The sequence below is a fragment of the Halopenitus persicus genome, from assembly GCF_002355635.1.
Classification (GTDB): Archaea; Halobacteriota; Halobacteria; order Halobacteriales; family Haloferacaceae; genus Halopenitus; species Halopenitus persicus_A.
In genome coordinates this window covers 774,529-790,896 of record NZ_AP017558.1, presented here as the reverse complement: position 1 = coordinate 790,896, position 16,368 = coordinate 774,529, and the positions used below count along the sequence as shown (strand labels likewise).

The following is a 16,368-nucleotide window of genomic DNA, read 5'->3' as shown; positions in this document are numbered from 1 at the left end:
CGTATATTTATATATGGTGCGAACCGTGGTGGTCCGCTGACCGCCGCACGGGATCGCTGCGGCTCGTCCGTCGGGCTCCGCGGCCGGCCTTATAAGACGATGGGGAACCAACCGTCAGGGAATGACCCGCAAGCACCGACCGAAGGACGGATCGGACGGGGGGTCGACGGACGCCGCGTCCGAGGACGGAACGGCGTCCGTCGCCCCGAACGTCGAGCCGGCACCCGTCATCCCGGAGGTCGAGGAAACCGCGGCGGCGATCGCGTCGATGGAGATCCGTGGGGCCGCGGCCATCGCGGGGGCCGCCGCCGAGGCGCTCGCGACGCAGGCCCGGGAGACGGACGTCGAGGACCCCGCGACGTTCCGGGCGACGATGCGCGCGGCGGCACGCCGACTCCACGAGACCCGGCCGACCGCGGTCTCGCTCCCCAACGCGCTCCGGTACGTCCTCCAGCGGATGGAGGGCGACGACGTCGAGACGCTCCGGCGGCGGGTGGTTCGCTCGAGCGCCCGCTTCACCCGTCGGCTCGAGGAGGCTCGCGATCGGCTCGGCGAGGTCGGCGCGAACCGGCTGCAGGACGGCGACGTCGTGATGACCCACTGTCACTCGACGGACGCGCTTGCCTGCATCGAGGCCGCCCTCGACCAGGGGAAGTCGCTGTCGGCGATCGTCAAGGAGACGCGGCCGCGCAACCAGGGCCACATCACCGCCGAGGCGCTTCGGGAGCTGGACGTCCCGGTCACCCTCATCGTCGACTCCGCCGCGCGTCGCTACCTCGACGAGGCCGATCACGTCCTCGTGGGTGCCGACTCGATCGCCGCCGACGGGTCGGTGATCAACAAGATCGGCACCTCGGGACTGGCGGTCAACGCCCGCGAGCGCGGCGTCCCGATCATGACCGCCGCACAGACGATCAAGCTCCACCCGGAGACGTTGACGGGCCACACCGTCGAGATCGAGACCCGCGACGAGGACGAGGTGATCGACCCCGAGACCCGGTCCGGGATCGGCGACCTCACTGTCGAGAATCCCGCCTTCGACGTGACGCCGCCCCGGTATATGGACGCGATCGTCACCGAGAGCGGCCAGTTTCCCCCGGAAAGCATCGTGACGCTGATGCGCGAGCTGTTCGGCGACGGAGCCGAGACCCCGTGGGCGGAGCCGTGACCCGGGAGCAGGCGGCCGACGGTGGGGACGGCGGGTCGGCCGAGGCGCCGCGGACGATGTGTGCCGGCCACGTCAACTGGGACGTCACGATGCAGGTCGACCGGCTTCCCGAGCCGGACGGCGAGCGACCGATCGAGCACCTCCGGCAGGCCGGGGGCGGAAGCGCGGCGAACGTCGCGGCGGGCCTGTCGGGGTTCGGGGTTCGCTCCGCGCTGTTCGGCAGCGTCGGGGACGACGATCCGGGCGCGTTAACGCTGCTCGAACTCGACCGCGCCGGCGTCGACTGTGCGCCCGTCTCGGTCCTCGAGAACCGCGAAACGTCGGTGAAGTACCTCATCGTCGACGCCGACGGCGAGGTCATGGTGTTGTCCGCTGCGGGCGCCAACGAGGCGTATACGGCGGCCGACCTCCCGGCGACCCGTCTCGCAGACCTCGACCACCTGCATCTGACGGGCCAGGACCCGACGGTCGCCACGGAGCTCGCCCGCGCGGCGGCCGACCACGGCGTCGCGGTGAGCTTCGATCCCGGCCGACGGATCGGCGACCGCGGCTACGCGAGCGCGTTCGAACACGTCGACGTCCTCCTGGTGAACCGACGCGAGGCGGCGACGCTCGAGGAGTCGGAGTTCGACCCGGCGGCGGCGGACGCGCCGACCCTCGTCGTCAAGCTCGGCAGCGAGGGCGCGGCGGTCCGGGACCCAAGCGCCGACCACGACCGGCATCGCGCGCCCGCCTTCCCGGTCGACCCGGTCGACACGACCGGCGCCGGCGACGCGTTCGCCGCCGGCTTCATCGCGGCGTGTTTCGAGTCCGCGCGCGGCCACGAACCCGAGATCGGGCGCGGGATCGCGGCGGACGCCGCTTCCGGTGATGCGTCTTCCGGCGACGGGATTTCGGGACCAACGGCGTCTCATCTCCGCAACGCCGATCTCGCGTACGCGCTCCGGATCGGCAACGCGGCCGGCGCGCTCGCGACCCTGGAGTACGGCGCCCGAACGACGCTCACGTGGGACCGGATCGACGCCTTCATCGACGGACACGGGACTGCGACCACGCTCGATACCGGGTCGGATCGAGAGCCGACGGCGTGACCGCGGCGAACGTACCTCACCGGCGCCGCTCGGCTTTCCGCTCGATCCGCCGGAGCCCCTCCGAGAGGACCTCCTCGGCGGTCACGAACAGGTTGTACCAGACGGGGACGGAGATCCCGACGAGGAAGACGGTGAGCGTCTCCCCGAGCTCCGCCCGGATGAGGACGTGGGTCGTCACGATCGGCACGAGCGCGGCGACGTAGTGGATCCCCGCGAGCACGTGATAGCTCGGCTCGCCCCCGACGTCGACCGACTCGAGAACCCCATCGAAGGTGCCGACGAGCAGGAGGCCGAAGCCGGTGACCGATCCGGCCGCGTACGCGAGGACTCCCCGGATTCCGAACACGCCGAACGCGTCGATGAGGAGCACGCCCGACCCCCAGAAGGCGATCGTGAACCCGTAGGCGAACGCCTCCTCGACGAGAACCCGCCGGAGGAACTCCCGATCCATCGATCGGGGACGCGTTCGCCGTCGACAAAACCGTTCCCGTTCGCCGCGTGGACCGCCGTCCACGCTGTCGGCGACCGCAGTCCCGGTTCGAACGCTCGCGTTTCGAGTCGAAATGGATCGGGCGGGTCCCGAGTCGAAAGAGCGGGATTTAAGCGCCCGACGACCCCCTTTTCGGACGCCAATGAAGCTTCACGAGTATCAGGCGAAGGAGATCTTCGCCGACGCCGGGATCCCGATTCCCGACTCGCAACTGGCCGAATCCGTCGAGGAGGTTCTCGACGCGGTCGACGAGATCGGATACCCTGCGGCCATCAAGGCGCAGGTGCACGTCGGCGGCCGCGGCAAGGCCGGCGGCATCAAGATCGCGACCGATCGCGAGGAGGCCGAACAGTACGCCGCGGAGATCCTGGGAATGGATCTGAAGGGCTACACCGTCGATCGCGTCCTCGTCGAGTCCGGCGTGGACTTCGTCGACGAACTGTACGTCGGCGTGACGATGGACCGCGGCGAGGGCCAGCCCGTGCTGATGGTCTCGACCGAGGGCGGCGTCGACATCGAGGAGGTCGCCGCCGAGAGCCCCGACGCGATCGCCCGCGAGCACGTCGACCCCGCCTTCGGCCTGCACCCCTACCAGGCCCGCAAGGTCGTCTACAATGCCGGCGTCGACGACGACGTCGCGCTCGACGTGGCGTCGATCCTCACGACGCTGTACGACCTCTACGAGGACAGCGACGCCTCCGAGATCGAGGTGAATCCGGTGATGATCACGAGCGACCGCGACGTGGTCGCCGCCGACGCCGTGATGAACATCGACGAGGACGCGCTGTTCCGCCAGCCCGAGCTCTCGGAGCTGGCCGAGGAGTCCTACGAGGACGACCTCGAGCGCAAGGCAGGCGACTACGGCTTCGATTACGTCCGCCTGTCGGGCAACGTCGGCATCATCGGCAACGGCGCCGGGCTCGTGATGACGACGCTCGATCTGGTCGACCACTACGGCGGATCGCCCGCGAACTTCCTCGACATCGGCGGCGGCGCGAAGGCCGAGCGCGTCGCGAACGCGCTGGACATGGTCTTCTCCGACGAGAACGTCGACGCCGTCGTCTTCAACATCTTCGGCGGGATCACCCGCGGCGACGAGGTCGCCAAGGGGATCAACGAGGCCCTCGAACAGTTCGACGAGATCCCCAAGAAGGTGGTCGTCCGGCTCGCCGGCACGAACGCCGCGGAGGGGATGGAGATCCTGAACGCCGACCTCGTCGAGGTCGAGGAGACGCTGGAGGACGCCGTCCAGCGTGCGGTCGCCAACGCCCAGGAGGTGGCCCAATGAGCGTCTTCGTCGACGACGACACGCGCGTCATCGTCCAGGGCATCACCGGCGGGGAGGGGAAGTTCCACGCCGAACAGATGATCGAGTACGGGACCAACGTCGTCGGGGGCGCGGTCCCCGGCAAGGGCGGCCAGGAGGTCGCCGGCGTCCCCGTCTACGACACCGTCGACGAGGCCGTCGATGCCGAGGACGCCGACGCGTCCGTCATCTTCGTGCCGCCGGCGTTCGCCGCGGACGCGATCTTCGAGGCGCTCGACACCGACCTCGACCTCGCGGTCGCGATCACCGAGGGCGTTCCGACGCAGGATATGGCCAAGGTGAACAAGCGGCTCTCCGAGGTCGACACGCGACTGCTGGGCCCGAACTGTCCGGGGATCATCACGCCGGGCGAGTCGAAGCTCGGCATCCTGCCCGGCAACATCTTCGCCGACGGCAACGTCGGGCTCGTCTCCCGTTCGGGTACCCTCACGTACCAGGTCGTCGATAACCTCACCAACCGCGGGATCGGCCAGACGACCGCGGTCGGCATCGGCGGCGACCCGATCATCGGCACCTCCTTCATCGACGCGCTCTCCGCGTTCGAGGACGACGACGAGACCGACGCCGTCGTGATGTGCGGCGAGATCGGCGGCGAGGACGAGGAGCAGGCCGCGAAGTTCATCGGCGAGCACATGGACACGCCCGTCGCCGGCTTCATCGCCGGCCGCACCGCGCCGCCGGGCAAGCGGATGGGCCACGCCGGCGCCATCGTCTCCGGCTCCGGCACCGGTACCGCCGAGTCCAAGATCAACGCGCTCAACGCCGCGGGCGTCCCCGTCGGCGACACTCCCGAGGAGGTCGCCGACCACGTCGAGGACTTCCTGTAGCGCGACTCCCGTCGCGACCGCTCGTCTCGGTCGTGGCTGCCCGATCCGCACGTCTTTATCCCGCCGTTCCGATCCCGATCGTATGACGGACCCGACGCCGACGATAACCAGCGATTCGGAGGTCGAGTACGAGGTCGTTGACGCCGCCGACGGGATGGGCCGCGGCGTGTTGATCGACGAGACGGACGGCGCGCCGAACTTCGCGATGCGCCGGTTCATCCTGGAGCCCGACGCGACCGTTCCGCTGCACACGAACGCAGTCGAGCACGTTCAGTACGTCCTCGCCGGCGAATACACCGTGACCCTCGCCGGCGAGGAGCGGACGGTCTCCCACGGCGACTCGCTGTTCATCCCGGCCGGTACCGAGCACGCCTACCACAACGACGGCCCCGAACGCGGGGCGTTCATCTGCGTGGTTCCCCACGGCGACGACGAGATCGAGCTCGTCGAGTAGCCGGTTGGCTTCGAGGCTGCGGATCCGTGTTTTCCGATCCGAGTTCGCTCTCCCAGTTCGATGTTGGTCACACGTTGTCGGCCGGCGCGCCGTGTCCCTCGGGCGACCCCTCAAACCGGCTCAGCGAGAAGTACTCGAGGTCGACGAACTCGCTCGTGCCCTCGGTGACCAGGTCGGTCACGATCCGGCCCACCGCGGGCGCCTGTTTGAAGCCGTGTCCCGAGAAGCCGCAGGCGACGTAACAGCCTGCCGGCCCGACCGCGTCGATGATGAAGTCGTGGTCGGGCGTGTTCGAGTAGACGCCGCAGTAGCGGCCCCGGATCCCCGCATCGCGCAGCTCGGGGATCAGGTCGCCGAGCCGGTCGACCAGCTCGAGGATCGTCGACTCGTCCGGCGTCGCGTCGTACCCGTCGGGGTCGACCGCCTCCCCGGTGTGGTGGGTCCCGACGAGGATCCCGCCGCCGACGTCGGGGCGGACGTACCACTCCCCGCCGGGCAGCGCGGTCGTGGGCACGAGCGACGGATACGTCTCGGCGTACTCCGCTGGCGGGTCGAGGAGCAGGACCTGCTCCCTGGTGGGGACGACCGGCAGCTCCACGCCCACCGTCTCCGCGAGCCGCGGCGTCCAGGGGCCCGCGGCGATCACGACCGCCGAACACGCGATCCGCGTTCCGTCGACGTCGACGCCGACGACCGCGCTCCCGTCCGCGTCGGTCGCGATCGACTCGACCGCGGTGCCGGTGACGACGGTTGCCCCACGATCCCGTGCGGCGCGTTCGAACCCCCTCGCCGCGTCGGACCCGTCCGAGTAGCCGGCCGCGTCGTCGGAGACGGCGAAGTCGTACCGCTCGGCGTCCGCGATCATCGGATATCGATCGGGGAGCGACTCGCGTTCGTAGCGCGTGACCGGGACGTCCAGCTCCGAGAGGACCTCGTACCCGTCCTGGGCGTACTCCCCGCTCGGCGTTCCCTCGCTCCCGAACCGGACGAGCGGGTTTTCCGCGTGTGAGAGCGGCTGCCCCGTCTCCGCCTCGAAGCGCCGGTAGAACTCGTGGCTCCACCAGGCCATCCGGCTGTAGATCGCCTGGTCCCCGTAGTGGTGTCGGAGGATCGCCGATGAGTCGCCCGTCGACCCCGCCGCGATCGCGTCCTTCTCGAGGAGGAGCACGTCGCGGTCGGTCTCCCGGGCGAGGAAGAACGCCGTGCTCGTTCCCATCACTCCGCCGCCGACGATGACGACGTCGGCCGATTCGGGGAGGTCGTCGGTCTCGTCCATCGTCCCGGATTCGTCGTCCCGTCTTGTAAGGCTATGGCTGACGCCGGTCGGTCCTCATCGCCGTCGAACGCGGAAAAGAAAACGTGAAATTCGGTGCTCGGGCCGGCCGAGCGGTTCGACCGTGATCAGTCGTCGGCGGGCGCCGCGCCGCCGGACTGGTGCTGCTGTTTCGTCCAGGAGAGCTTGCCGCCGGCCGAGAGGATCTCGAGCTCCCGGTCGGAGGCGTCGAGCGTCGCGGTGAACTCCCAGTCGTCGTTCACGCGAACGGCGAACTCCTCCTGGCCCGCGCGGACCGCGGCGTCGACGTCCTCGAGGATCTCGAGGTCGTCGCCCTGGTCGATCCGCTCGTAGGTGTCGGCGTCGATCTCCAGCGGAACGATCCCGAAGTTGAAGAGGTTCGCCTTGTGGATGCGGGCGAAGCTCTGCGCGAAGACCGCCTCGATGCCGAGATACATCGGACACAGGGCCGCGTGCTCGCGCGAGGAGCCCTGGCCGTAGTTCTCGCCGGCCACCAGCACGCCGCCGTCGGCGTCACGGGCGCGGTCGGCGAACGTGTCGTCGATCCGCGAGAGCGTGAAGTCGGAGAGCTTGTCGATGTTCGAGCGGAACTTGAGGATGTCCGCCGTCGCCGGGATGATGTGGTCGGTCGTGATGTTGTCCTCCATCTTGAGGAGGGCCTCGCCGGCGACCTCGGAGTCGATGCCGTCCCGGAGGGGGACGTCGCCGATGTTCGGGCCCTTGATCAGCTCCTCGTCGATGGCCTCCTCGGGCGTGATGATGTCGGCGTCGTCCTGGCCCATTCCATCGGTGTAGGTATCTCCCATCTCGAGGCCGGGGGCCTCGAGGTCGCCGAGCTCGTCGGACAGGTCACGGGGGTCGACGATCTCGCCTTTGATGGCGGCCGCGGTGGCCACCTCGGGCGAGCAGAGATAGACGGAGTCGTCCTCGATTCCCGAACGGCCCTCGAAGTTACGGTTGAAGGTCCGCAGGGAGACCGAGTCGGAGGCGGGCACGTGGCCGATGCCGATGCAGGCACCACACGTCGCCTCGGAGAAGTTGACGCCGGCGGCCATCAGCTCGGCGGTCCAGCCCTCGCGGGCCAGCATCTCGGAGGCCTGCTTGGAGCCGGGCGCGATGATCATCTCGGTGTGCTTTGCGACCTCGCGGCCCTCGAGCATCTTCGCGGCCGGGAGGATGTCCTCGTAGGCGCCGTTCGTACAGGAGCCGATGATCGTCTGCTCGACCTCGGTCCCGGCGACCTCGCTGACCGGAACGACCTTGTCGGGCATCGACGGACACGCGATGAGCGGCTCGAGATCGTCGAGGTTCACCGTGATCTCCTCGGCGTACTCGGCGTCCTCGTCGGGCTGCAGCTCGACGTACTCGTCCTCGCGGCCCTGTCGCGCCATCCAGTTCTTCGTCCGCTCGTCGGTCGGGAAGATGGAGGAGGTGGCGCCGAGCTCGGTCCCGAGGTTGGTGATCGTCGTTCGCTCGGGGATGGTGAGCGACTCCGCGCCGGGGCCGGTGTACTCGAAGACCTTGCCGACGCCGCCCTTGACGGTCAGCTCGCCGAGCAGGTGCAGCGCGATGTCCTTCGCCGTCGCCCACTCGGGCAGCTCGCCCTCGAGGTGCACGTTGACGACCTCGGGCATCTCGACGTAGTAGGCGCCGCCGCCCATCGCGACCGCGATGTCGAGCCCGCCCGCGCCGATCGCGAACTGGCCGAGCCCGCCGGGCGTCGGCGTGTGCGAGTCGGAGCCGAGCAGCGTCTTGCCGGGCGCCGCGAAGTTCTCCTTGTGGACCTGGTGACAGATGCCGTTGCCGGGGCGGGAGAAGTACGCGCCGTAGGTGCCCGCGGCCGACCGGAGGAAGCGGTGGTCGTCGGTGTTCTTGAAGTCGAACTGGTAGGTCTGGTGGTCACAGTACTGCGCGGCCAGCTCCGTCTGGACCTCGTCCATGTCGAGCGCCTCGAACTGGAGCCAGACCATCGTTCCCGTGGTGTCCTGCGTGAGTACCTGGTCGATCTCGATGCCGATCTCCTCGCCGGGGGTGAGTTCCCCGTCGACGAGATGGTCATCGAGGATCTTCTCGGTTACGGTTTGTCCCATATCGACCGTAAGTCGAGTCGCCTCGGATATAAATCCCGCGAGTTTTCCGCCCGAACGACCGTGTAGAACCCCGCCGTCAGGCAATTTTGGGGCGAACGATACCACGGTACCACGGAACACGATATCCTGGGACCGGCCAGCCATCCTCGGCGGCGAGCCACCGCCGAGGCGCCGTCTTCGACACGGTTTTGCCGTCGCCGGCGGACCGGTCGGTATGTTCGAATCGGGTGCGAACGTCGCGCGGGCGCTCGAGGCGGCCGGAGCGGACCTCGACCCCGCACAGGTACAGCCGAACGGCGTCGACCTGACGCTCGGGGGCGCCTTCAGGCAGACGGAGCCGGGACACATCGGCCGTGACGGAAAGACGGTCGGCGACCGGGAGCCGCTGGCCGTCGACGGTGCGGCCGAGGACGGTGACGGGACGGGGAACGGTACGGCCGAGGACGGCGACGGGACGGGGAACGGAGACGTCTACCGGTTCGAGCCCGGCGCCTACGTCGTCGAGTACGGCGAGCCGGTTCGGATCCCGGAGGGGCACGTCGGCTTCGTCTACCCGCGCTCCTCGCTGCTGCGGAACTCCTGTATGCTCAACACCGCAGTCTGGGACGCCGGCTACGAGGGTGTCGGCGAGGGGCTCCTGCAGGTCGGCCGCCCGATCACGATCGAACGCGACGCACGGATCGCGCAGCTCGTCCTCGCCGAGGCGGCCCACGAGGACACCTACGACGGTGCGTACCAGGGCGAGGGACTCTAGCTCGCGACGACGAGGCGGGCCGGGAGGGATTCGAACCCCACTCACACGTGCTCGCTCCGCTGCGCGCGTGTTCCCTGGTTCGAATCCCTCCTGCCGGTTCCCTCGCCGGTTCGCACTGCTCACCGTCTCGTTGCACGGGCCGGGAGGGATTCGAACCCCCGACCGTCCGGTTAAAAGCCGGACGCTCTCCCTAACTGAGCTACCGGCCCGCACCCGACTCTAGCGGCAGGGTACGCATAAGCGTTTAGGAAACGACCGTCGCCCGGCCGATCGCCCGCCCTGTATCCCGTGACCGGCCGGCCATCGCCCGCCCTGTATCCCGTGACCGGCCGGCCATCGCCCGCGGCGATCGACGCCGACCGTTTAAGTTCACCCGCGCCGCCCGTGTCAGTATGCTCGACGAGTTGCTCGGCCGGGCCGAACTGAAGTCACGCATCGAGGAGCTGGAGGAGTCGAACCACCGCCTCGAGCAGCAGCTCGAGGCCGAGCAGGAACGACGGGCAGCGGCCTCGACCGCCAAGCAGGACGCCGAGGAGCGGGTCAACCGGCTCGAGGACCGAATCGCCGAGCTCGAGGACCGCGTCGAACGCGCGAGCGGGGACGGCCCGGACCGGAAGTTCCGGCGCGTGAGCGATGCTCGGGGCGCACGAACGCGCGACCTGCTCGGCCGCCTGTCGGCGATCGAGGCCGGCAACGAGGGCGCGCTCACGGCGCGGGTCGCGAGCGAGGACGCCGTTCCCGAAGCGGTCGCCGACCACTTCGGCGACGCCACGCCGCTCGTCCGCCGCGCCGCACCCGCGCTCGTCGTGGCCGACGACTCCGGGATGGTCAGCGCGGCGCTGCGCCCCCCGATCGAACCCACCGACTCGAGCGCAAGCTGGGATGCCGCCTTCGATCTTCCCCGCGACCGGTTCCTCCCGACCGGCCGGTTCGGCTTCGCGCTCGTTCGGTCGGATCTGTTCGCCGTCGGGGTTTACGCCGGGGAGGCCGATGCCGACGGGGACGCCCTCGAACGCGGTTCGACGAACCCTCGTTCGCACGCTCACGGGGACGCCCTCGAACGCACCGCGTACGAGGGGTTCGAGAGCGACGTGAAGGGTGCCCACTCGAAGGGCGGCTTCTCGCAGGGCCGCTTCGAGCGCCGCCGCGACGACCAGATCGACGAGCACCTCGAGGCGGCTCGGGACGCCCTCGAACCCATCGCGGCCGACGACGACGTCGATCGCCTGATCGTCGTGGGTGAGCGGAGCGTTCTCGGCGAGATCCGTGATCTGGCCGACGTGACGGACGTTTCCGACGCGACCGGCGATCCCGAGCCGGCGCTCGAGGCGGCGTTCGCGGACTTCTGGACCACGCGGGTGTACGCGATTTAACTCACCCCCGGTGGTCGTTCCACGTCGCCGCTTGCGAATCCTTTTACCGGAATCCGGCCCCACCGTAGCCACGATGGCCCGCCGAGTTCGCGTGGCGACGCCCGAGGACGCGCAGGCGATCCGTGACATCTATGCCCCGTTCGTCGAGGAGACGCCGATCGCGTTCAGGACCGACCCGCCGACGGCGGCGGCGGTCGCCGACGACATCGAGGGGACGACCGAGACGTACCCGTGGCTCGTCGTGGAGCGGATCGACGAGGACGGCGAGCGCGGACGGGACCCGGGAACCGTCGACGAATCGGAGTCGGGAGCCGTGATCGGCTACGCGTCGGCGAGCCGGCTCCGTGGGACGGCGGCCTACCGGTGGACGGTCGAACCCTCGGTGTACGTCGCCGACGGGCACCGCGGCTCAGGCGTCGGATCGACGCTGTACGCGGCCCTCTTCGGTGTCCTTCGCGCGCAGGGGTTCGTCAACGTCTACGCCGCCACCACCCTGCCGAACCCGGCGAGCGTCGCCCTCCACGAACGGTTCGGCTTCGACCCGGTCGGGACGTTCCCGTCCGTCGGCTACAAACGCGGCGAGTGGCACGACGTCAGGTGGTGGTACCGGACGCTCGGGGAGCAGCCCGCGGACCCCGATCCGCCGATGCCGTTCGCCGACCTCGTCGGAACCGCCGAGCTGCGGGCGCTCCTGGGTCCCGACCGCGCGACGGACGGAGACGGCAACCCCTAAGTCCGGTTCGCCCGGTCGTCCGGTATGGACGTCGACATCGGCAACGCGCTCGGCACGACGCCGGGCGTGACGACGGAGTATCTCGACCGGCTCGACGGCCGGGTCGCGGACGCACACGAGACCATCGCCGACGGGATGGCGGCCGAGGAGTTCGGATACGCGGCCCTCACGCTTCCGGAGACGGCGGACCCGGACGCGATCCGGACGGCGGTGTCGGGGTTCGAGGACCCCGAGGCGGTCGTCACCGTCGGGATCGGCGGCAGCGCGCTGGGCGCCGCGACGCTCGCGAACGCGCTCGAGTCGGACGTGGACGCCTACTTCCTCGACAACGTCGACCCTGACCACACGGAGCGACTGCTCGCGGAGCTTCCGCTCGAGGAGACGGTCGTCAACGTGGTCTCGAACTCCGGTACGACCGCCGAGACGCTCGCGAACTTCCTCGTCGTCCGCGAGGCGATGGATCGGGCCGGCGTCGACTGGACCGAGCGCACGCTCGTCACGACCGGGCCGGAGGGGAACCTCCGGCGGCTCGCGGAGCGCCACGATCTCCCCGCGCTCGACGTGCCGGCGGGCGTTCCCGGGCGCTTCTCGGTGCTCTCGACGGTCGGGCTTGCGGTGGCCGCGCTCCAGGGTCACGACGTCGAGGCGATCCTTCGCGGGGGCGCGGAGGGGAGAGCGAGTCTTTCCGGGTCGCTGTACGACACGCCCGCGTACGCGTACGGCGCGGTCTCGTACGCGCTGGCGGAGCGCGGAGCGCTGACGAACGTGCTGTTGCCCTACGCCGAGTCGCTCGAGACGTTCGCCGAGTGGTTCGCACAGCTGTGGGCCGAGAGCCTCGGAAAGGACGGCGTGGGACAGACGCCCGCCCGCGCGCTTGGCGCGACCGACCAGCACTCCCAACTGCAGCTCTACCGTGCCGGACCGCGTGACAAGCTCGTCACGCTCGTGCGCCCGCGGGAGCGCGCCGACGTCGCCATCCCCGAGACGGATCTTTCGGGATTGGCCTACCTCGGCGGCGGCTCGCTTGGTGGCCTGCTCGACGCGGAGTTCGAGGCGACCGAGGCGAGCCTGGCCGCCGCCGACCGGCCCAACGTCCGGATCGAGATCGACCGCGTCGACGAGCGCTCGCTCGGGGAACTCCTCTACGGGATGGAGGCGGCCTGCGTCCTCTACGGCGAGCTCGCGACCGTCGAGACGTTCACCCAGCCGGCCGTCGAGTGGGGCAAGCGAGCCGCCCGCGGGCTCCTCGGCGGCGGCGACTTCGCCGAGGCCGACGCGGTCTCGGACAAGCGGGAACTCGTCGTCTCCGGCGATCGGTGAGGCTGGGCTCGACGCCCGATCCCCGGATACGCCGCGTCGGCAGTCTCCAATTCTGACGGCAGTCTCCAATTCTGACGGCAGTCTCCAATCCTGCCGGTGTCGTATTCCACCCACCGGTCGCGCCCAGTTTCCGGTGTGCCTATAGGACGCCCCGTTCTACCGTCGGTCGATGACCCGCCGACCGGCGATCGTCGAGTACGGCGAGCACGCGTGGACGCTCGGGCAGGGGCTTCTGGTCGTGTTCGGGGCGCTGCTCGTCTCGACCGCGATCACCCAACCCTTCACGGACCTCGTCGTCGGAGCGGGACTGGTCGCGGCCGACGGCTGGGCGGAGACCGTCGTCCGAACCGTCTTCCAGTTCGTCGGGTTCGGGGCCGCCGTCGGCGGCTACCTCGCGATCACCGATGACTGGGACCTCATCGGAGTCGGTCGGCTCGACGTCCGCGGCGCGGCGATCGTCGCCGCCGGGACCGTCGTTCTGCTCGCGATCCAGTTCGCCGCGCTCTTCGTCTTCGACCAGATCGGCGTCTCGACCGGCGAGAACCAGGCCATCCTGGCGGGGCAGTCGGACCCCACCTACTTCCTCTACATGATCGCCGTCTCGATCCTGTTCGTCGGCCCCGGCGAGGAGCTGCTGTTCCGCGGCGCGGTCCAGGGGTTGTTCCGCAGATCGTGGGGACCGTGGCCCTCGATCCTGGCTGCGAGCGCGATCTTCGGGGCGATCCACGTGCCCGCGGTCGTGGGCGCCGTCGGCGAGGCGGCGCTGTACGCGGTCGTCGCCGCCGGGCTCGGCTGCGTGCTCGGATACCTCTACGAACGGACCGACAACGTGATCCTGCCGTGTCTGGTCCACGGGCTCTACAACGGCGCGATCTACGCGATCCAGTACGTCTCGCAGGTGGCTTGATCGGGATCACCCTCGATCATCCCTCGACGTCGGGCCACCGGACGTCGTCGTAGGACCGCAACCGGTCCGTGTCGAACTGCTCCTCGAACTTCCGGCGGATGGAGGCCGTCTCGGCCGTCCCGATCCGGGCCAGCGAGTCGGCCTTCGCGACCGCCGTCGGCGGGCCCCGCTCGGCGGCCACCTCGGCGAGGACCTGCGTCGTCAGCGCCCGTCGCGTGTCGGGATCCCGGGTGAACGCGTACGGCGCCTCGAGCTTGTAGGTGACGTCGGTTCGCGGGTCGTATATCACGAGGAACGTCGGCTCGTAGAGTTCCGGATCGAGCCGCCGCTCGACGCCCAGCGCGTCGCCGTCGGCGGCGACGTGACGGTCGGTCCCGCCGCGGCTGCGGAACCACGTGGTCGCCGTGAGCTCGTCAGTCACGCGCTCGCCGCGGCGGGCGGCGCCGGGCGCCGAACCGGTCCCATCCGTCGCGTCGGTGCGTCGTTCGAGCAACCGGGTGAACAGCGCGGCGTCGTCCGGCCAGGGAGCCTCCACGCCCGCGTTCGCGAGCGTCCGCGTGATCGCTCGCCCTGAGGGATTCTTTACGAACCCCGCGATCGGCGTCCCGGACTCGATGCACGTCTCCACCAGCCGGACGTAGTTCTCGACGACCGACCGGGGCTTCGCCTCCCGGGCCAGGTCGCCCAGCTCGGGGTCGCGGTCGACCCAGGTGAACAGCTCCTTGGGATAGATGGGGCCGTCGAGCACGAGCAGGTCCGTGACCGTGTTGGCGTGGTCGAGGGCGTGTTTGCTCTCGGCGAGATACAGCGCGAGCGCGTGGACGACCCCCTCGGCGTACCGGTTGATCGGCGGGGCCTGGAGCACGCGCTGTTGGGTGTACCCCTCGTCGCGACGTCCCCAGTCCGTGTCGTGGTCGACGGTCGTGTCCGCCGTGTGAACCGTCGCGACGATCGTCCGCGACCGATGGAGGTCGAGGTCGGTCGGGTCGGCGGCCATCGCGGCGTGGGCGACGTCGATGACGAGCCCGTTCTTGAACGTCGTGGGGTTGATCGTCCCCGAGTCGAGCCCGTGGACCGTCTCGAAGGGGGGCTCGGCGAGCGCGACCGCATCGACGTCGACGCGCCGACGCGCGTGCTCGTCGACCGGCTCGAGGATCACGCGTCCGTCGCGGCGGAGTTCGGGGAGCCACTCCGTCCAGACCCGCTCGGCAAGCCCCTCCCGATCGGTCGCGTCGACCGTGCCGGCGATGGTCGACGCGAGGCGCGCGATGTTGTCCACGTGGATCGGATCGAGCGTCACGGCTGTCCAGGGGACGGGAACGCTCAAAAATGGGTCGGTCACGGCTCACATCTCGCCCTATGATACCGAGGGTCAATGCCTGCGTCGACCGAAACGGGCTAAACGGCCGGCAGCGTTCGGGCCGGTATGCATCCGCTCGACTCCCCGGTGGTGATCGGCGTATGACCCGCGACCTCACCGAGATCACGGTCATCGGTGGAGACGAGACCGGACTCATCGCCCGGACCACCACGGTGTTGTTCGAGCGCGGGGTCAACATCGAGGACCTCGACCAGGCCGTTCGCGAGGGCGTCTTCCGGATGACGATGCGGGTCGACGCGACCGGCCTCGAGACCTCCCGCGACGAGCTCCGCCGGACGCTTGCCGACCTCGGCCGTGAGCTCGACGTCGAGGTGCAGGTCCGGTTCCCGAGCGACCGCACCGCCCGCCGGGTCGCGCTGCTCGTGACCAAGGAGACGCACGCCCCGGAGGAACTGCTCGAAGCAGAGGCCAACGGCGAACTCGTCGATGGCGACGCGGACGTCGAGATCCCGGTCGTGATCGGGAATCGCGGCGACCTTCGCGGTCTCGCGGAGCGGTACGACAAACCGTTCTACGACGTCGGCGACGGCAACGGCTCGCCCGACGAGGACCGGCTGCTCGACCTGCTCGCGGAGTACGACGTCGACCTCGTCGTCCTCGCCCGCTATATGCGCATCCTCTCGCCGGAGGTCGTCTTCCGGTACGAAGGCCGGATCATCAACGTTCATCCCTCCCTGCTGCCGGCGTTCCCCGGCGCGCAGGCGTACCGGCAGGCCAAGGAGGCGGGCGTCCGGATCGCCGGCGTCACCGCCCACTACGTGACGACCGACCTCGACCAGGGACCGACGATCGCCCAGCGCGCCTTCGACGTCCCCGACGGCGCGGACGTGGAGACGATCAAACGTCGCGGGCAACCGCTCGAGGCCGAGGTCCTCCTGGAGGCCGTCCGCCTTCACCTCGCGGACGCGGTCACGATCCACAAGGGTCGCGTTCACCTGCGGTCCGAGTTCGGGTCGGAATCCGGTGACGAGGTGGACGCCGGTGCGACCACAACGGCCGGGTCGACCACGGCCGCCAACGCGGGCGCCGACACGATCGCCGACGTACAGCTCGGTCTCCCGGAGCCGGCCCGAGAGGCGAATCCCGAGTCACCGGTCGACGGCGAACCCCTCGCGGAAGACCCCGTCGACGCGCCGACGCCGAGCGACGACTGAGGCGC

General features: G+C 69.8%; 15 protein-coding genes and 1 tRNA gene. 11 read left to right on the top strand and 5 right to left on the bottom strand.

The features are described from left to right. The first annotated feature begins 121 nt into the window (after positions 1-121). Together CPZ00_RS03870 and CPZ00_RS03865 are read left to right on the top strand one after the other, a co-directional pair. Positions 122-1,168: a ribose 1,5-bisphosphate isomerase gene (locus CPZ00_RS03870; RefSeq protein ID WP_096389716.1), complete on the top strand. Its 1,047-nt coding sequence runs from the start codon at positions 122-124 to the stop codon at positions 1,166-1,168. Continuing rightward, the gene (locus CPZ00_RS03865; protein ID WP_157744171.1) at positions 1,165-2,259 is read left to right on the top strand and encodes a carbohydrate kinase family protein; all 1,095 of its coding nucleotides are present in this window, start codon (positions 1,165-1,167) and stop codon (positions 2,257-2,259) included. Before CPZ00_RS03870 ends, CPZ00_RS03865 begins: the two co-directional genes overlap by 4 nt. A 16-nt stretch (positions 2,260-2,275) precedes the next feature. On the opposite strand, the gene CPZ00_RS03860 is transcribed toward CPZ00_RS03865, so the two are convergent. Beyond that, a complete protein-coding gene (locus CPZ00_RS03860) occupies positions 2,276-2,710 on the bottom strand; it encodes a hypothetical protein (protein WP_096389714.1) in 435 nt (144 codons plus the stop codon). 181 nt (positions 2,711-2,891) lie between these two features. Between CPZ00_RS03860 and sucC the strand changes: the two genes are divergently transcribed. The 3 genes from sucC to CPZ00_RS03845 all read left to right on the top strand — a co-directional run bounded on the left by sucC (position 2,892) and on the right by CPZ00_RS03845 (position 5,357). Beyond that, positions 2,892-4,037 carry an ADP-forming succinate--CoA ligase subunit beta gene (gene sucC / locus CPZ00_RS03855; RefSeq protein ID WP_096389713.1) on the top strand — a complete coding sequence of 382 codons (1,146 nt, stop codon included), beginning with the start codon at positions 2,892-2,894 and terminating at the stop codon, positions 4,035-4,037. Then, the gene (gene sucD / locus CPZ00_RS03850; RefSeq protein WP_096389712.1) at positions 4,034-4,903 is read left to right on the top strand and encodes a succinate--CoA ligase subunit alpha; all 870 of its coding nucleotides are present in this window, start codon (positions 4,034-4,036) and stop codon (positions 4,901-4,903) included. Before sucC ends, sucD begins: the two co-directional genes overlap by 4 nt. An 82-nt stretch (positions 4,904-4,985) precedes the next feature. Next, on the top strand, positions 4,986-5,357 hold the full coding sequence (locus CPZ00_RS03845) for a cupin domain-containing protein (protein WP_096389711.1): 372 nt from the start codon (positions 4,986-4,988) through the stop codon (positions 5,355-5,357). Positions 5,358-5,424: 67 nt separating this feature from the next. Here the strand turns inward: CPZ00_RS03845 and CPZ00_RS03840 are convergent, their stop codons facing one another. Together CPZ00_RS03840 and CPZ00_RS03835 are read right to left on the bottom strand one after the other, a co-directional pair. After that, on the bottom strand, positions 5,425-6,633 hold the full coding sequence (locus tag CPZ00_RS03840; RefSeq protein WP_096389710.1) for an NAD(P)/FAD-dependent oxidoreductase: 1,209 nt from the start codon (positions 6,631-6,633) through the stop codon (positions 5,425-5,427). A 125-nt stretch (positions 6,634-6,758) separates the two neighbouring features. Then, on the bottom strand, positions 6,759-8,741 hold the full coding sequence (locus tag CPZ00_RS03835; protein WP_096389709.1) for an aconitate hydratase: 1,983 nt from the start codon (positions 8,739-8,741) through the stop codon (positions 6,759-6,761). 214 nt (positions 8,742-8,955) lie between these two features. On the opposite strand from CPZ00_RS03835, the gene CPZ00_RS03830 reads away from it, so the two are divergent. After that, positions 8,956-9,495 (top strand): deoxyuridine 5'-triphosphate nucleotidohydrolase, encoded by a 540-nt coding sequence (locus tag CPZ00_RS03830; RefSeq protein WP_096389708.1) that lies wholly within the window; start codon positions 8,956-8,958, stop codon positions 9,493-9,495. Between the two features lie 135 nt (positions 9,496-9,630). On the opposite strand, the gene CPZ00_RS03825 is transcribed toward CPZ00_RS03830, so the two are convergent. After that, positions 9,631-9,704, bottom strand: a tRNA-Lys gene (locus tag CPZ00_RS03825). 183 nt (positions 9,705-9,887) lie between these two features. Between CPZ00_RS03825 and CPZ00_RS03820 the strand changes: the two genes are divergently transcribed. From CPZ00_RS03820 to CPZ00_RS03805, 4 genes are all read left to right on the top strand, one after another. Beyond that, the gene (locus tag CPZ00_RS03820) at positions 9,888-10,868 is read left to right on the top strand and encodes a Vms1/Ankzf1 family peptidyl-tRNA hydrolase (RefSeq protein ID WP_096389707.1); all 981 of its coding nucleotides are present in this window, start codon (positions 9,888-9,890) and stop codon (positions 10,866-10,868) included. A 73-nt stretch (positions 10,869-10,941) separates the two neighbouring features. Beyond that, a complete protein-coding gene (locus CPZ00_RS03815) occupies positions 10,942-11,601 on the top strand; it encodes a GNAT family N-acetyltransferase (protein WP_096389706.1) in 660 nt (219 codons plus the stop codon). A 24-nt stretch (positions 11,602-11,625) separates the two neighbouring features. Beyond that, a complete protein-coding gene (locus CPZ00_RS03810; protein WP_096389705.1) occupies positions 11,626-12,921 on the top strand; it encodes a glucose-6-phosphate isomerase in 1,296 nt (431 codons plus the stop codon). A 169-nt stretch (positions 12,922-13,090) separates the two neighbouring features. Next, positions 13,091-13,828 carry a CPBP family intramembrane glutamic endopeptidase gene (locus tag CPZ00_RS03805; RefSeq protein ID WP_096389704.1) on the top strand — a complete coding sequence of 246 codons (738 nt, stop codon included), beginning with the start codon at positions 13,091-13,093 and terminating at the stop codon, positions 13,826-13,828. 16 nt (positions 13,829-13,844) lie between these two features. Here CPZ00_RS03805 and CPZ00_RS03800 read toward each other — a convergent pair whose 3' ends face one another. Continuing rightward, entirely contained in the window at positions 13,845-15,128 is a 1,284-nt protein-coding gene (locus CPZ00_RS03800; protein ID WP_096389703.1) for a DNA double-strand break repair nuclease NurA, read from the bottom strand. 161 nt (positions 15,129-15,289) lie between these two features. Here CPZ00_RS03800 and CPZ00_RS03795 point away from each other — a divergent pair, with 161 nt between their 5' ends. Further along, the gene (locus tag CPZ00_RS03795; RefSeq protein ID WP_096389702.1) at positions 15,290-16,363 is read left to right on the top strand and encodes a formyltetrahydrofolate deformylase; all 1,074 of its coding nucleotides are present in this window, start codon (positions 15,290-15,292) and stop codon (positions 16,361-16,363) included. Positions 16,364-16,368: the final 5 nt, after the last annotated feature.

Excerpts from the sequence above, each read along its gene's own strand:
- CPZ00_RS03870 (WP_096389716.1), top strand. The coding sequence starts at position 122 with ATGACCCGCAAGCACCGACCGAAGGACGGATCGGACGGGGGGTCGACG.
- CPZ00_RS03860 (WP_096389714.1), bottom strand. The coding sequence starts at position 2,710 with ATGGATCGGGAGTTCCTCCGGCGGGTTCTCGTCGAGGAGGCGTTCGCC.
- sucC (WP_096389713.1), top strand. The coding sequence starts at position 2,892 with ATGAAGCTTCACGAGTATCAGGCGAAGGAGATCTTCGCCGACGCCGGG.
- sucD (WP_096389712.1), top strand. The coding sequence starts at position 4,034 with ATGAGCGTCTTCGTCGACGACGACACGCGCGTCATCGTCCAGGGCATC.
- CPZ00_RS03845 (WP_096389711.1), top strand. The coding sequence starts at position 4,986 with ATGACGGACCCGACGCCGACGATAACCAGCGATTCGGAGGTCGAGTAC.
- CPZ00_RS03840 (WP_096389710.1), bottom strand. The coding sequence starts at position 6,633 with ATGGACGAGACCGACGACCTCCCCGAATCGGCCGACGTCGTCATCGTC.
- CPZ00_RS03835 (WP_096389709.1), bottom strand. The coding sequence starts at position 8,741 with ATGGGACAAACCGTAACCGAGAAGATCCTCGATGACCATCTCGTCGAC.
- CPZ00_RS03830 (WP_096389708.1), top strand. The coding sequence starts at position 8,956 with ATGTTCGAATCGGGTGCGAACGTCGCGCGGGCGCTCGAGGCGGCCGGA.
- CPZ00_RS03820 (WP_096389707.1), top strand. The coding sequence starts at position 9,888 with ATGCTCGACGAGTTGCTCGGCCGGGCCGAACTGAAGTCACGCATCGAG.
- CPZ00_RS03815 (WP_096389706.1), top strand. The coding sequence starts at position 10,942 with ATGGCCCGCCGAGTTCGCGTGGCGACGCCCGAGGACGCGCAGGCGATC.
- CPZ00_RS03810 (WP_096389705.1), top strand. The coding sequence starts at position 11,626 with ATGGACGTCGACATCGGCAACGCGCTCGGCACGACGCCGGGCGTGACG.
- CPZ00_RS03805 (WP_096389704.1), top strand. The coding sequence starts at position 13,091 with ATGACCCGCCGACCGGCGATCGTCGAGTACGGCGAGCACGCGTGGACG.
- CPZ00_RS03795 (WP_096389702.1), top strand. The coding sequence starts at position 15,290 with ATGACCCGCGACCTCACCGAGATCACGGTCATCGGTGGAGACGAGACC.